Source organism: Rhodoferax sp. LS1P39 (genome assembly GCF_056521425.1).
Window position 1 is genome coordinate 501,787 of sequence record NZ_JBWMAV010000002.1, and the last position, 14,039, is coordinate 515,825.

The 14,039-nt window shown below is 65.7% G+C and carries 12 protein-coding genes and 1 tRNA gene; 2 read left to right on the plus strand and 11 right to left on the minus strand.

Translation table 11 applies throughout. The features are described from left to right. Positions 1-117 precede the first annotated feature (117 nt). Positions 118-654: a hypothetical protein gene (locus AC097O_RS05705; protein WP_479591885.1), complete on the plus strand. Its 537-nt coding sequence runs from the start codon at positions 118-120 to the stop codon at positions 652-654. 12 nt (positions 655-666) lie between these two features. Here AC097O_RS05705 and AC097O_RS05710 read toward each other — a convergent pair whose 3' ends face one another. The 7 genes from AC097O_RS05710 to AC097O_RS05740 form a co-directional block, all read right to left on the minus strand. Continuing rightward, a complete protein-coding gene (locus AC097O_RS05710; RefSeq protein WP_479591886.1) occupies positions 667-2,976 on the minus strand; it encodes a diguanylate cyclase domain-containing protein in 2,310 nt (769 codons plus the stop codon). Between the two features lie 115 nt (positions 2,977-3,091). After that, positions 3,092-3,574 (minus strand): MFS transporter, encoded by a 483-nt coding sequence (locus tag AC097O_RS05715; protein ID WP_479591887.1) that lies wholly within the window; start codon positions 3,572-3,574, stop codon positions 3,092-3,094. A gap of 284 nt (positions 3,575-3,858) precedes the next feature. Next, the gene (locus AC097O_RS05720; RefSeq protein WP_479591888.1) at positions 3,859-4,761 is read right to left on the minus strand and encodes an MFS transporter; all 903 of its coding nucleotides are present in this window, start codon (positions 4,759-4,761) and stop codon (positions 3,859-3,861) included. Positions 4,762-4,902: 141 nt separating this feature from the next. Beyond that, the gene (gene leuD, locus AC097O_RS05725; RefSeq protein WP_479591889.1) at positions 4,903-5,535 is read right to left on the minus strand and encodes a 3-isopropylmalate dehydratase small subunit; all 633 of its coding nucleotides are present in this window, start codon (positions 5,533-5,535) and stop codon (positions 4,903-4,905) included. Further along, positions 5,528-6,946, minus strand: coding sequence for a 3-isopropylmalate dehydratase large subunit (gene leuC, locus AC097O_RS05730; RefSeq protein ID WP_479589111.1), 1,419 nt, complete (start codon positions 6,944-6,946; stop codon positions 5,528-5,530). Before leuC ends, leuD begins: the two co-directional genes overlap by 8 nt. An 8-nt stretch (positions 6,947-6,954) precedes the next feature. After that, complete coding sequence (locus tag AC097O_RS05735; RefSeq protein ID WP_479591890.1) at positions 6,955-7,860, minus strand: alpha/beta fold hydrolase; 906 nt, start codon at positions 7,858-7,860, stop codon at positions 6,955-6,957. Positions 7,861-7,862: 2 nt separating this feature from the next. Then, complete coding sequence (locus AC097O_RS05740; RefSeq protein ID WP_479591891.1) at positions 7,863-8,831, minus strand: Bug family tripartite tricarboxylate transporter substrate binding protein; 969 nt, start codon at positions 8,829-8,831, stop codon at positions 7,863-7,865. A gap of 105 nt (positions 8,832-8,936) precedes the next feature. On the opposite strand from AC097O_RS05740, the gene AC097O_RS05745 reads away from it, so the two are divergent. Further along, positions 8,937-9,860 carry a LysR family transcriptional regulator gene (locus AC097O_RS05745; protein ID WP_479591892.1) on the plus strand — a complete coding sequence of 308 codons (924 nt, stop codon included), beginning with the start codon at positions 8,937-8,939 and terminating at the stop codon, positions 9,858-9,860. Between the two features lie 84 nt (positions 9,861-9,944). Here the strand turns inward: AC097O_RS05745 and AC097O_RS05750 are convergent, their stop codons facing one another. The 4 genes from AC097O_RS05750 to tilS form a co-directional block, all read right to left on the minus strand. Continuing rightward, positions 9,945-11,483 (minus strand): cryptochrome/deoxyribodipyrimidine photo-lyase family protein, encoded by a 1,539-nt coding sequence (locus tag AC097O_RS05750; protein ID WP_479592092.1) that lies wholly within the window; start codon positions 11,481-11,483, stop codon positions 9,945-9,947. Between the two features lie 122 nt (positions 11,484-11,605). After that, positions 11,606-11,698: transfer RNA gene (locus AC097O_RS05755), tRNA-Ser, on the minus strand. 34 nt (positions 11,699-11,732) lie between these two features. Continuing rightward, entirely contained in the window at positions 11,733-13,001 is a 1,269-nt protein-coding gene (locus AC097O_RS05760) for an aspartate kinase (protein ID WP_315190118.1), read from the minus strand. 43 nt (positions 13,002-13,044) lie between these two features. After that, the gene (gene tilS / locus AC097O_RS05765) at positions 13,045-14,037 is read right to left on the minus strand and encodes a tRNA lysidine(34) synthetase TilS (protein WP_479591893.1); all 993 of its coding nucleotides are present in this window, start codon (positions 14,035-14,037) and stop codon (positions 13,045-13,047) included. Between the last annotated feature and the right edge of the window lie 2 nt (positions 14,038-14,039).

Below are 14,039 nucleotides of genomic sequence, written 5' to 3' on the forward strand. Positions count from 1 at the left end.
GTTTGCTATTGGATAAATAGCTGCTCACGCTTATGGAATGGGCGGTGGGGGCATTTTTCGCTTAAATCATTGGGGCGAACGGTGTACGCACCAACAGCGTCAAAGGGAGCACACCGCATGTACCATGCAAGGCCCATGCGCATCTTCACCGCCCTCGCCCTCCTGGCACTGTCAACCACCCTGCACGCCCAGGTCTACCGCTGTGGCAACACCTACAGCAGCGCACCCTGCGCGGGTGGTCGGTCTGTAGACACCTCGCCAGCGCTGAGCGCGCAGGGCGGCGCTGCGGGCACCACAACGCTATACCTGTGCCAAGGCTACGGTGGTGGGCAGTTCTGGGCGCAGGAGCATTGCAGCCAGCGCAGTGCCCTGGTCGAGCGCATGGAATCCGTGCCCTCGGGGATGCCGTTTGACCAGCAGGTGCAAATGGCCCAAAACCAACGCGCGAAAAGTGCAGCGCTGGCAGCCCCACCCGAGCCAACCACCCGCATCGAGTCCTACACGCCGAGCAAGGCATCCCAGTGCACCGCCCTGGACGCGCGCATCCGCTACCTGGACCAACTGGCCCGCGCCGGGGGGAACGCGTCCCATATGGACCAGATCGCCACCGACCGCAAGCAGTCGCGCGACCAGCAGTTCCGGATGCGTTGCTGAAGCCCCCCAAACTCAGCACGTCAGCGGCTTGTCGCAAGCCGGGCTCCACACCTGCACCTGGTTTTTCCCCGCCCGCTTGGCGCTGTACATGGCCATGTCGGCATACTGCGTGAGGGTCTCTACCGTGTGAGCGTGCAGGGGGAACAGGGCCACGCCGATGCTGCCGGAGATGTGCGCTGGCCCCTGTGGCAGGTCAAACACTTCGCCCAGGCTGGCGACCAGCGCCTGGGCGATGCGTACGGCGGCCTCAGGACTGGTGATCTCGGGCATGACCACGGCGAACTCGTCGCCGCCCATGCGGGCGACGGTGTCGCTGTCGCGGATACGGCCCTTCAGGCGCTGCGCCACCTGTTGCAACAAGGCATCGCCCGCCGCGTGGCCCAGGCGGTCGTTCACCGATTTGAAACCGTCCAGGTCCAGCCAGAGCATGGCGACGCCGCTGTCGTGGCGCTTGGCCAGGCTCATGGCCTGCGCGCAGCGGTCCCAGAACAGGTTGCGGTTGGGCAGGCTGGTGAGGGTGTCGTGGTGGGCCAGGGTCCACAGGCGCTCGTCCTGCGCGCGGCGCGCGGTGGAATCGGTCAGCACCATGATGGCACCGGCCGGGCTGCTGTCGGCATGGCGCAGGTGGATCCAGTAGGCGGCGCACCACAGGTTGCTGGTGTCCAGGCGAAACTCCAGCCACTGCACCTGGTGGCTGTGGCGGTGGTGGGTCCAGGCGTGTTCGACGCGGCTGCGGTCCTCGGGGTGCACAAACTCCAGAAAGTGGCGGCCCTGCGCCTGCTCGGGCGTGCAGGCCGTGAGGGCGCGGCCATTGACGTTGAGGTAGCGGCAGCAGTCGGCGCTGTCCAGCTCCAGCACGCCTACCGGGGCCGCCGCCAGCAGCACCTGCAGCCGCTGCTCCTTGAGGGCCAGCTCGCTGTTGCTCTGGCGCAAATCCAGGGTGTGGCGGGCTACATCGGCCAACAGCTCCTGGTTGTAGTTTTTCAGCAGGGTCTTGGCCCGGTAGGCGTGGGTGATGTCGGTGGCGGTGCCGCGGTAGCCGGTCAGGTCGCCCCAATCGTTCCATACCGGCAGGCCGTTGACCTGCATCCACAGCGGCGCGCCCTGGGTGCCGCCTGTGCTTTGGGTGCTTTCACGGCCTTGCACCGCAATCTCCAGGTGGCGAAAGGGCCGTTGGCGGGCCAGTGCGTTTTCCAGCACCTTGAGGTGGGGCTGCGACACGCCCTCCAGCACCCCGTTCCAGAATTGGCCGGGGGCCAGGCGGATGTGCTTGGCCAGGCGACCGCTGATGCTGAGCACCTGCCCTTCGGTGTTGATTTCCCACAGCAGGTCGTTGGAGACGCGGGCAAAGTCCCGGTTGCGCAGCATGTGGTGGTTGCGCGACTCCACCGCGCCGCCCAGCCACAGGCCCACCAGGGCAATCGCCACCATCACCAGCTGGTACTGCAAGGCCAGCTCGCGCTGGTTGAACAAGGCCGTCATCACCGCCAGGCCGCTGCCCAGCAACACCACGGCCAACACTGCACCGCGCAGATTGAAGCGCAGCGCCGCCCCCACCAAGGGCAGCAGCAACAGCAAGGCGATCAGGGGCACAAACTGGTTCAGGTTGAGGTAGTAGGGCACGGCAAACACCATCAGCAAGGCGGGCACCACCATCAGCGTGATGTGCAGGTCGGCGCGGCGCTGCTTCGCCAGGGGTCTGGCATGGGTTTTGTGCAGTGGTGTCCAGCGGCCCTGCTGCAGATACCGATGGAGCCGGGGCCATACGCGCACCAGCAGCACGGGTGCCAGGATGGTGATGCCGATGAAGTCGCCGATCATCCAGCTGACGGCCACTTCGGCCCCCAGGGCAGGCGCAATCGCGCCGGTCGTCAACAGTTGGAATGTGCCCGCCAGCGCGGCCAGGGTGCTGGCTGCCAAGGCGGCAGCAATGAACAGCACACAGTGGGCAGGCCGGCTCAGATCCCAGTGGTCCCGGATGTACCAGCGCAGCGGAAGCACTACCACCGCGTAGGCCAGCGCATAGGCGTACCACTCGTAGCCCAGCCAGAACATGCGCTCCGACAGCAGGCCAGGAAAACCTGCGCCCGACAGGCCGAGTTGCAGCAGGCTGACCGCCATGTTGGTCACCAGCTCCAGCAGCAAGCCGGGCCAGCCCAGCAGCAGCAGGCAGGCAAAGCGCAAGCCTGCGGGCAGAAACCACAGACTGGCGCTGCCCAGCACGTCCAGCAGCCTGGCGCAGTACCAGGTGGACAGCCAGAGCACGGTGTAGGTGGCTGCAAAAAGCAGAAACCGCTGGGAAAACCGGGGTGGGTGCTTCATGCGCAGCATACGAAAACGACCCAGGTTGTAAACAAATGCCAGTGGAAAGAAACCGCCAATATGCAACGCATTCGTTACATGTTAATGCGGTTCAGACCGCCCACGCCACCGATATTTACGGTGCCTTGCGGGCTACAAAATGGTCGCCCGCACCTGGGGGCAGGCGCAGGGTGTCCAGCAGCCCGGCCAGGGCGAACGCAGCGGCCACCACAAAGGCCACTTTGTATTCCACCGCCGTGACAGCCACGTGGCCCACCAGCCCCTCGCCCAGGCGGATCGCCATCGCGCCCAGGGTGATGCCCGCGGCCATGCTGACTTGCGAGACCACGTTGAACAGGCCGTTGGCATCGGCCATTTGCCGCTCGGGCACGTCGGCAAAGGCGATGGTGCCCAGGCTGGTGAATTGCATCGAGCGCGTCATGCCACTGATGAACAGCATGGGCACCAGCACGGCGGCGGGCGTGGCAGGCCCCACCAGCGCCCAGGCGGCCAGGCACAGCGCGGCCAGCACGCCGTTCCACAGCATCACCGGGCGGTAGCCAAAGCGCCGCAGGATGGGCGTGGTCACGGTCTTCATGGCCAGGTTGCCTGCAAACATTACCAGCAGCCATAAGAACTTGTCCGCAAATTATCCGGGGTCGCGCAGGTGCCTGTTCGGGATGCACAGCTAGGCGCAAAACCCAAGCCAAGGCTTTCCGCCTTGGCTGGTTTTGTAACAACGCTGAGCGCCCGAAAAGGCACCTGCCCTTCGGGTTGGGGTGAAATCGGGCGATTTGTCTGCCGGAACCCTTGCATGGGCGGGGAGCCCATGCTGCGGTCTCCAACAACCAACTCATCCCGATTGCACCCCAACGCGACCCCGGATAATTTGCGGACAAGTTCTTAGCCCGAATGCAGGGCATCCATGCCCAGCCCTAGCTGGAACATCAGAGGCAGTAAAAACGGCAGACTGCTGATGCCCATGCGCGAGATCGAGCCGCCCACCATGGCCGCGCGAAAGGTCGGGATCTGCATCGGTGCCAGGTCCAGCATCGGGCTGGCCGCCCGGTGGAAATGCCGCACCGCAGCGGCCAGCAGCAGCGCGCCGCCAATGCACACCAACACGGTGGCCGCATCCACGGTGTTGGCCAGTTGCTCCAGCGCGCCCAGCAGGGCAAACATGCCTGCGCCGCACAGCACAAAACCGGTCCAGTCGAAGGGCTTGCGGGGCTCGGGCTCCATCTTCGGAATCAGCCACAACGCTAGGCCAAAGGCCACCAGCCCCAACGGCACGTTAAGAAAAAAGATCCAGTGCCAACTGGCGTGGTTCACGATAAAGCCGCCCAGCGGCGGCGCAATCACCGGGGCCACCAGCGCGGGCCAGACCAGGTTGGACATGGCCGCCATGCGCCCGGCCTGCGGCGTGTGGCGCAGCACCAGCAAGCGCCCCACGGGCACCATCAGCGCGCCGCTGGCCCCCTGTAGCACCCGCAGGGCGATGAAGGTGTGCAAATCGGTGACCAAGCCGCAGGCCACCGAGGTCAAGGTAAAACCGGCAATCGCGCAGGCAAACACATTGCGCGGCCCCAGGCGGTTGGCGATCCACCCGCTCACCGGGATGAACACGCCCAGCGCCAGCAGGTAGGCACTCATCGCCACATTCAGCTGCACCGCCTGCACGCCAAACGAGCGCGCCATGTCGGGCAAGGCGGTGGCGATGATGTTGCCGTCCAGCACCTCCATGAACATCGCGCCGGTCACCAGGTACATCACCCAGCGCAGGCGTGCGCCTTCTAGCTTGCCCATTCCATGTTCCTTGATTGGATGGCCGCCCGCTGGCAGCCGCGCCAAGCATGGTAACGGGACTGAGTCACTGCTGAATATGCTATATTCTTTATAGCTTCTCACGCTTATCAAATAAGCGCTGGAGGCACTTTTTATATAAATTTACCCCAAGCGCTGGCGCGTGCGACTCGCCACGTCGCGCAGCCAGGGGTGCTGCTGCCAGTGCTGGGCGGCAAAGGCCTGGATCTGCGGCTGGTAGGTGAGCGACAGGCCGATCACGTCCAGCCCTTCCAAAAACATCTGGCGGTGCCGGTCGCTCAAGGCAAAGGCGGCATCCACGCTGGCGCTGCGCACCCGCATGCCTTGCACGTCGATCTGCACCGTGCCGTGCTGGTCGGCATCCTGGGCCAGTGCGTCGATTTGCGCCTGCGGCAGCATGGCCAGCAGCAGGCGGTTGTTCATGGCATTGGAGTAAAAAATCTCGCCAAAGCTGGGTGCAACCACCGCCTGGATGCCGTACTGCTGCAGCCCCCACACGGCATGCTCGCGGCTGGAGCCGCAGCCGAAATTGGCCCCGGCCACCAGCACCCGGGTATGGGCGTAGGCGGGCTGGTTCAGCACGCAGTCGGGGCGCGGCTGGCCCTGGCCGTCAAAGCGCAGGTCGTACAACAGGCCCTGGGCCAGGCCAGATTTGTCGATGCCGTGCAGAAACTGCTTGGGCATGATCTGGTCGGTGTCGAGGTTTTCGGTGCGGATGGCGGCCATGCGGCCTTCGATCTGGGTGGTATCAAGCATGGTGCAGCTCCAGGGTGCGGACATCGGTAATGCAGCCGGTCACAGCGGCGGCGGCGGCCATGGCCGGGCCCATCAAATGGGTGATGGCCCCGCGCCCCTGGCGGCCCTCGAAGTTGCGGTTGGTGGTGGACGCGCAGCGCACGCCGGGTGCCAGCAGGTCGCCGTTCATCGCCAAGCACATCGAGCAGCCGGGTTGCCGCCATTCGAAGCCCGCGTCCAGCAGCAGCTGGGCAATGCCTTCGCGCTCGGCCTGCTGCTTCACCGCGCCCGAGCCCGGTACCACCATGGCCCGCACGCCCGCAGCCACGTGCCGCCCGCGCACCACGGCGGCCACGGCGCGCAGGTCCTCGATGCGGGCGTTGGTGCAGGAGCCAATGAACACGTGCTGCACCGGCGTACCCGCAATGGCCGCGCCTGCTGCCAGCCCGGTGTAACGCAAGGCCTGCTCGGTGCTGCGGCGCACCGGGCCTTCGGGTTGGGCCTCGGGCCGGGGCACGCAGCCGTCTATCGCCACCACCTGGTCGGGGCTGGTGCCCCAGGTGACGTGCGGTGCCACGCTGCGGGCATCGAAGCGGTGTTCCACATCGAACACCGCGCCGGGGTCGCTGTGCAGCGTGGCCCAATGGGCCAGTGCGCCATCTTGCACCGCACCCTGGATGTCGGGCGCGCGGGCCAGCACGTAGTCGATGGCCGTGGCATCGGGTGCAATCAGCGCCCCGCGTGCGCCCGCCTCCACCGCCATATTGCACAGGGTGAAGCGCGCCTCAACCGACAAGGCTGCAATGGCGCTGCCGCAAAACTCCACTACAAAGCCGCGCGCGCCCTGGGCCCCGATCTGGCCGATCACCATCAGGATCAGGTCCTTGGCCGTGGTGCCCGCGGGCAACTGGCCGTCGATGCGGATGCGCATATCTTGCGCCAGCCGGTACACCAGGGTCTGGGTGGCCAGCACATGCTCCACCTCCGAGGTGCCGATGCCAAAGCCCAGTGCCCCCAGCGCGCCGTAGGTGGTGGTGTGGCTGTCGCCGCACAAAATCACCATGCCGGGCCGCACCATGCCGTGCTCGGGCGCAATCACATGCTCTATGCCCTGCAGCGCGTCGTTGGTGTCAAACAGCGGGATGCCGTGCTGCACGCAGTTGCGCTGCAGGTTGCTGGCTTGCAGGGCCGGGGCGGCATCGGTAATCACCCGCCAAGGCGTAGGCGTGGTCGGGATCACATGGCTAACCACCGCCACGTTTTGCCCCGGCATGGGCACGCCACGGCCTTGTTCTTGCAGCCCGGCAAAGGCCTGCGGGCTGGTGTATTCGTTCATCAGGTGCAGGTCGCAAAACAGCAGCACGTTCTGTGCGTCCAGCACCGCCACGGTGTGGCTGGCGACGAGTTTTTGGTACAGGGTGCGGGTGGTCATAAGGGCCGTCATACCGTGGCTCCCATCAGGAAGGACAGCACCTTGGCCAGCAGGGCCTCGGGCGCTTCTTCGGCGATGTAGTGGCCGCAGTGCAGCGGCTCGCCGCGCACGTCCATGGCCACGCGCTGCCATTCGGCCAGCGGCTGGAAGCAGCGGTGCACCACGCCCTGCGCGCCCCACAGCGCCAGCAGCGGCATCGGCAGGCGGTGCCCGGCGGCACGGTCGGCGCGGTCGTGTTCCAGGTCGATGCTGGCGGCGGCGCGGTAGTCTTCGCACAGGCCGTGGGCGGTGCCCGGCAGGGCCAGCGCGCGGGTGTACTCGGCCAGCGCACGCGGGTCAAACGGGGCCAGCCCTGCGCTGCGGCTGCCCATCACATCGCGGATATAGGCGGCGGGGTCGGCCTGGATCAGGCGCTCGGGCAACGGCGCGGGCTGGATCAAAAAGAACCAGTGCCAGTAAGCGCGGGCAAAGGCTTCGGTGGTTTGCGCGTACATGGCCAGGGTGGGCGCAATGTCCAGCAGCACCAGGCGCTGCACCGCCTGCGGGTAGTCGGCGGCCAGGCGGTGCGCCACGCGTGCGCCCCGGTCGTGCGCCAGCACGTCGAACCGGGCATGGCCCAGCGACTGCATCACCCGCAGCATGTCGTGCGCCATCACCCGCTTGCTGTAGTTGCCGTGGTCGGCATCGCCCGCAGGCTTGGACGAATCGCCATAGCCGCGCAGGTCGCACAGCACCAGACTGAACTGCGCCGCCAGCACCGGCACCACCTTGTGCCAGATGGCATGGGTTTGCGGGTGGCCGTGCAGCAGCAACAGCGGCGGGCCGCTACCGCCGACCACGGTGTGGATATGGATGCCGGTATCGGTGGGCACCGAGTGACTGGTGAAGCCGGGAAAAAGGGTATCGTGGGACATGTTCAATCGGCCTTGATGCCGCGCTCCTTGATGAGTTTGGCCCATTGGGGCATTTCCTGCTGCAGGCGGCTGGCGGCCTGGGCGGGGGTGGAGGGAATGGGGTCGAAACCGTCGCGGGCCATGCGCTCTTTCAGCGCGGCCACGCCCAGGGCCTGGTTCAGCGCCTGGTTGAGTTTGTCCACGATGGGCTTGGGGGTGGCGGCGGGCGCAAACACGATGAACCAGGTTTCGAAGCTGTAGTCCGCAAGACCGGCTTCGGCGATGGTGGGCACCGTAGGCAGCAATGCCGAACGCTTGGAGCCGGTGACACCCAGAGCCCGCAGCTTGCCCGCCTGCACCTGCTGTTGCGCGGCAGACAACACCGGAAAGCTCATGTCCACCTGCCCGCCAATGGTGTCCACTAAAGCCGGGCCACCGCCCCGGTAGGGAATGTGCAGGATGGACACACCCGCCACCGCCTTGAACAACTCGGCCGACATGTGGAAGGTGCTGCCCGCCCCTGCCGAGCCGTAGCTGTGCTTGCCGGGCCCGGCCTTGAGCAAGGCAATCAGGCCCTTCACGTCCTTGGCGGGCAGGTTGTTGTTGACCACCAGCACATGCTGCGAGCTGGCCACCATGCCGATGGGAGCCAGGTCTTTCAGCGTGTCGTAGGGCATCTTGGCGCTGAGCGCGGGGTTGATCGCCAGCGACACGGTCTGCAGGCCGATGGTGTAGCCGTCGGGGGCCGCCTTGGCCACCGCATCCACGCCCAGGTTGCCGCCCGCCCCGGCCCGGTTGTCCACCACCAGCGTGCCGCCCAGGGCCTTGGCCCATTCGTCGGTGATCTGCCGGGCTACCAGGTCGGCACTGCCACCGGGGGCGTAGGGCACGATGAGTTTGATCGGGCGGTCGGGATAGGTTTGCGCGTTGGCGCTACTGGCCATGGCCAGGGCGCACAGCGCGAGCGTGGTGAGGATGGGGCGGCGTTGCATCAAGGTCTCCTGTTTTTGTGTGGGTTGGGGCTATGCTACGCATGAACCCATAAAACACAATAATTCCAAATTCACTTCTTACGGTCTTAAAAGTTAACAATTACCATGGATGGATTTTCTGATCTGGCGTTCTTTGTGCTGCTGACCCAGCAGCCCAGCCTGGCGGCGGCAGCGCAGCAGCTGGGCATCACGCCGCCCGCCGTCAGCAAGCGGTTGGCAGCGCTGGAGCGGCGGCTGGGCGTGCGCCTGCTGAACCGCACCACGCGGCGCACCAGCCTCACGCCCGAGGGCGAAACCTATCTGACGGAGGGCACGCGGGTGCTGGAAGCGCTGGGGGCCCTGGAGCGCAATGTGAGCGGCAGCCGCGCCACGCCGCAGGGCACCGTGCGCATGGGGGCCACCCTGGGCTTTGGCCGCCAGCACCTGGTGCCCGCGCTGTCGCAATTTGCCCGCAGCTTCCCTGAGGTGGAGGTGCAACTGCACCAATCGGCCCAGCCGCTGAACCTGGTGGAGCAAGGCTTTGACCTGCTGGTGCGCTTTGGCGAGCTGCCCGATGCCCGCCTGACCGCCCGGCTGCTGGCGCACAACCGCCGCCTGCTGTGCGCCGCCCCGGCCTATCTGCAACGCGCGGGCACGCCCGCCACGCCGCGTGACCTGGCGCAGCACGCCTGCATCTTCATCCGCGAAAGCGACGAGACCTTTGGCACCTGGCACCTGTCGAACGGTGCGCGCAGCGAGAGCGTGAAAGTGCGCGGCCCGCTATCGACCAACGACGGCCCCTCGGCGCTGGCCTGGGCGCTGGACGGGCACGGCATTCTGGTGCGCTCGCAGTGGGAGGCGGCGGCCCTGCTGCGCGCGGGCCAGTTGCAGGCCGTGCTGCCCGACTGGCAGCCGCCCGCCGCCGACATCTTTCTGGTGTTCCAGGCCCAGCCCAGGCTGCCCGCCAAAACCCGGGCGCTGGTGGACTTCTTGCTGGAACAGTTTGCGCCCTACCGCACCCAGGGAGATGCTGCGCTGGGGCCCTGGTGAGGACGAAAATTTGAATGAAAATGGCTTTTCGTGCTTAATTCATAAGCGTGAGCAGCTATACATTCAATAGCTTATCTCCACTCCTTAATCCGCAAACAAGTCCATTTGCGGTGAAGGCGGTAGTGCGCGTGCGGCCTTGCTGCGGGCCATGCCGGTGCGCGGCAAACCGGCTTTGCGCGAGCCGTGCAGGTCCTGGATCGCATCCGCTTCGGTGCGCGATGCCGCCGTGCCGCGCAGGCCATACAGCCGCTCTTTGGCCGCCTTGACGGCCACCGCATCGTCCACGATGGGCACGGGGTAATCCTGGCCCAGCACGCAGCCCACGGCGCGCTGCTGCGCCGCCCCCATGCGCCACGGCGTGGCCAGCAAGGCAAGCGGCACCTGCGCCAGCTCGGGCACCCAGCGGCGGATGAACACGCCGGCCGGGTCGTGGTCTTGCGCCTGCTTGGTGGGCGAGTAAATGCGCAAGGTGTTGATGCCGGTGGTGCCGCTTTGCATCTGCATCTGGCTCCAGTGGATGCCGGGCTCAAAGTCCAGAAACTGCCGCGCCAGAAACAGGCCCGTGGCCCGCCAGTGCAGCCACAGGTGGTAGGAGGCAAACGACACCAGCATGGCGCGCATGCGAAAGTTCAGCCAACCGGTGGCGCGCAAGCTGCGCATGCAGGCATCGACCATGGGGTAGCCGGTCTGGCCTGCGCACCAGGCATCGAAGCGGGCCGCGTCAAAGTCGTTTTCGCGCAGGCCGTCGCACACGCGGGCGAAGTTCTGGAACTCGATGCGCGGCGCGTCCTCCAGCTTTTGCATGAAGTGGCAGTGCCAATGCAGCCGCCCCGAGAAACCGCGCAAAGCCGCCACCCAGTGCCGCCCGTCGGGGCCGCCCTCCCCTTTGATCTGCGCAATGCGGGCCTCGGTCGCCTGGTGCACCTGCCGCACCGACAGCGTGCCAAAGGCCAGGTGCGGGCTGAGGCGGCTGCAGCCGTCCTCGGCCGTCAAGGGGCTGGACAGCGACTGCCGGTAGTCCCCACCGCGCAGGTGCAGAAAGCTGTGCAAGGTGGCGTGTGCCGCACCCTCGCCTGCCGCCTGCACCTGGCGGCCATGGGGCGTGCAACCCAGTTGGGCCAGCGTAGGCAAGTCCGCCACGGCCACCCGCGCACCAGCCCAGCCTGCGGGCATCGCAACCTGCGGCCCCGCCATGCGCTGCTGCCAGCGCGCCGCCCAGCCGTTGCGCGAACGCAGGCGGCGAATGACCCCGGTGTGCGCAAATTCCTGCCATTGCACGCTCTGCGCCCGGCACCAGTCGGCCACTGCCAGATCGCGTGCATAGGTCCAGCCAGGGCCGGTTTCTTCGTGGCTTACAAGGTGCTGGAAGCCGTGGCTCTGCTGCAGCTCGGCAAACACCTGCAGTACCGGCCCCACCCGCACCAGCAGCGGCAGGCCACGCGCGGCCAACGCCAAACGCAACTCGGCCAGGCAGGCCAGGGTGAATTCCACATGCTGGGCATCGCACTCGGGGCTTGCCAGCCATTCGGGCTCAATCACAAACACCGCCAAGGCCGCGCCCGGCAGGGCCGCCGCAGCTGCCAGCGGTGCGTGGTCCGCCGACCGCAGATCTTTTTCAACCAGACAACAACGCTCATGGGCTGACTGTCGCCGATTTGCGAATTTGGGTCTGGCGCTGGGGTATTGCGGAAAAAATTCCAACAAAAAAGCCCTGCAACTTTGCAGTTGCAGGGCTTTCGTGTTTTTGGAGGAGACGGAGGGATTCGAACCCTCGATGGAATTTTAAGTCCCATACTCCCTTAGCAGGGGAGCACCTTCGGCCACTCGGTCACGTCTCCAAGACCAATATTATCGCACGACTTTTAGCGGTTTTCAGGCCGCAGGCTGGTCGAGTTCAAAAGCTTTGTGCAGTGCGCGCACGGCCAGTTCCATGTACTTCTCGTCGATCACCACCGAGGTCTTGATTTCGCTGGTGGAGATCATCTGGATATTGATGCCCTCTTCCGACAGGCAGCGGAACATCTTGCAGGCCACGCCCACATGGCTGCGCATGCCGATGCCGACGATGCTGACCTTGCAGATCTTGGCATCGCCAATGATCTCGGTAGCACCCAGCTTGGGCAGCACTTTTTCTTTCAGCAGATCGACCGTCTTGGCGAAGTCGTTGCGGTGCACGGTGAAGCTGAAGTCGGTCTTGCCGTCTTTGCTGACGTTTTGGATGATCACATCGACTTCGATGTTGGCATCGGCCACGGCACCCAGGATTTGGTAGGCGATACCGGGGGTGTCGGGCACGCCCAGCACGGAGACTTTGGCTTCGTCGCGGTTGAACGCGATGCCCGAGACAATGGCTTGTTCCATATTTTCGTCTTCTTCAAAAGTAATCAGGGTGCCAGATTTGGCTTCAATGTCGATGTCGATATCCCACGGGGTGAAGCTGGACAGCACCCGCAGCGGCACCCGGTATTTGCCCGCAAATTCGACCGAGCGAATCTGCAGCACTTTGGAGCCCATGGAGGCCATCTCCAGCATTTCTTCAAAGCCCACGGTCTGCAGGCGACGCGCTTCGGGCACGACGCGCGGGTCGGTGGTGTAGATGCCGTCCACGTCGGTGTAGATCAGGCATTCGGCAGCCTTCATGGCGGCGGCCACGGCCACGGCCGAGGTGTCGCTACCGCCACGGCCCAGCGTGGTGATGTTGCCCGCCTCGTCCACGCCCTGGAAGCCGGTGACGATGACGACCTTGCCCGCAGCCAGATCAACGCGCACCTTCTGGTCGTCGATCGACTCGATGCGGGCCTTGGTGTGGGCGCTGTTGGTCAAAATGGGCACCTGCCAGCCGGCGTAACTGACCGACTCCATGCCCTCGCCTTGCAGTGCAATGGCCAGCAAGGCCACCGAGACCTGCTCGCCGGTAGAGGCCAGCATGTCGAGCTCGCGCTGGTAGGCTTCGGTGAGTTTGGAAGGCGCCAGCTCTTTGGCCAGGCCCAGCAGGCGGTTGGTTTCGCCGCTCATGGCGCTGGGGACCACCACCATCTGGTGGCCCGCACGTGCCCATTTGGCGACGCGCTTGGCGACAAGGCGGATGCGCTCGGTGGAGCCCATCGACGTGCCGCCGTATTTGTGAACGATCAATGCCATGGAATGTTGAAGACGCTAGAAGTTGAATGCCTGACGGCACAAATTACCCGGGCTTTGCAGGTGTCGCGGATGCGGTAGGCAAAGCCTTCGGATTGTACCAATCCAGTAACACGCCCCGGCGCACGGCAAAGCCCGCGCCTACTTTGATATGGATTTTTTGGCCGCGCGTGGCGCAGGCGACGATCTGGTGCTGCAGCTCTTGCAGTTGCGCGGTGCTGGGCGTGGTGCTGTGCGTGCCGGTGAGCCAGTGGCGCAGCACGTTGGCCTGGCGGGCGTACGACAGGGCTTGCAAGGCGGCGATCTTGGGCGGGTTACCGACCAATGCCAGGTCGAGTACGGCCACCTCCGCCAGCACGGTTTGCGCCTGGGCGGCGTGGGCGGCGCTGCGGGCAAAGGTCTCGCGGAACGCAGGAAACGCCGCCTCCAGCACCGGCAGCAACTGGGCGCGGATGCGGTTGCGGGTGAAGCGTTCATCGGCGTTGGTCGGGTCGGTCACATACGCCACGCCGCGCTGCGCCAGCCAGTCGCGGATGTGGTCGGCGCGCACGCCCAGCAGCGGGCGGTGGTACTGGACGCCGTCGCGCACCCAGCTGGCAGGCATGCTGGCCAGGCCCGGCAGACCCGCACCCCGGCTCAGGGCCAGCAGCAGGGTTTCGACCTGGTCGTCGGCGTGTTGCGCCAAAACTATGGTTTTGATAGCTGCTTGCGCTGATGGAATAAGCGCTAGAGCCTTAAAAGCCTTGTAACGTGCTTTCCGGGCGGCATCCTCCGGGCTTTCGCCCGGCGCGGGTTGGGCCTGCACATGCAGCACCTGCAGCGGCACCTGCAGCCCGGCACAAAAGGCTTCGCAGTGGCGCACAAAATCGTCGGCGGCGGCCTGCAGCCCGTGGTGGATGTGCACGGCGTGCACCTGACCGGGCCAGCGCTCGGCACAGGCCAGCAGCAAGGCCGTGGAGTCGGCCCCGCCGCTGAACGCCACCGTCAACGGCAGCGTGGGCGCAAACGCGCGGACGGTATCCACCACAGTCTGGACCATGG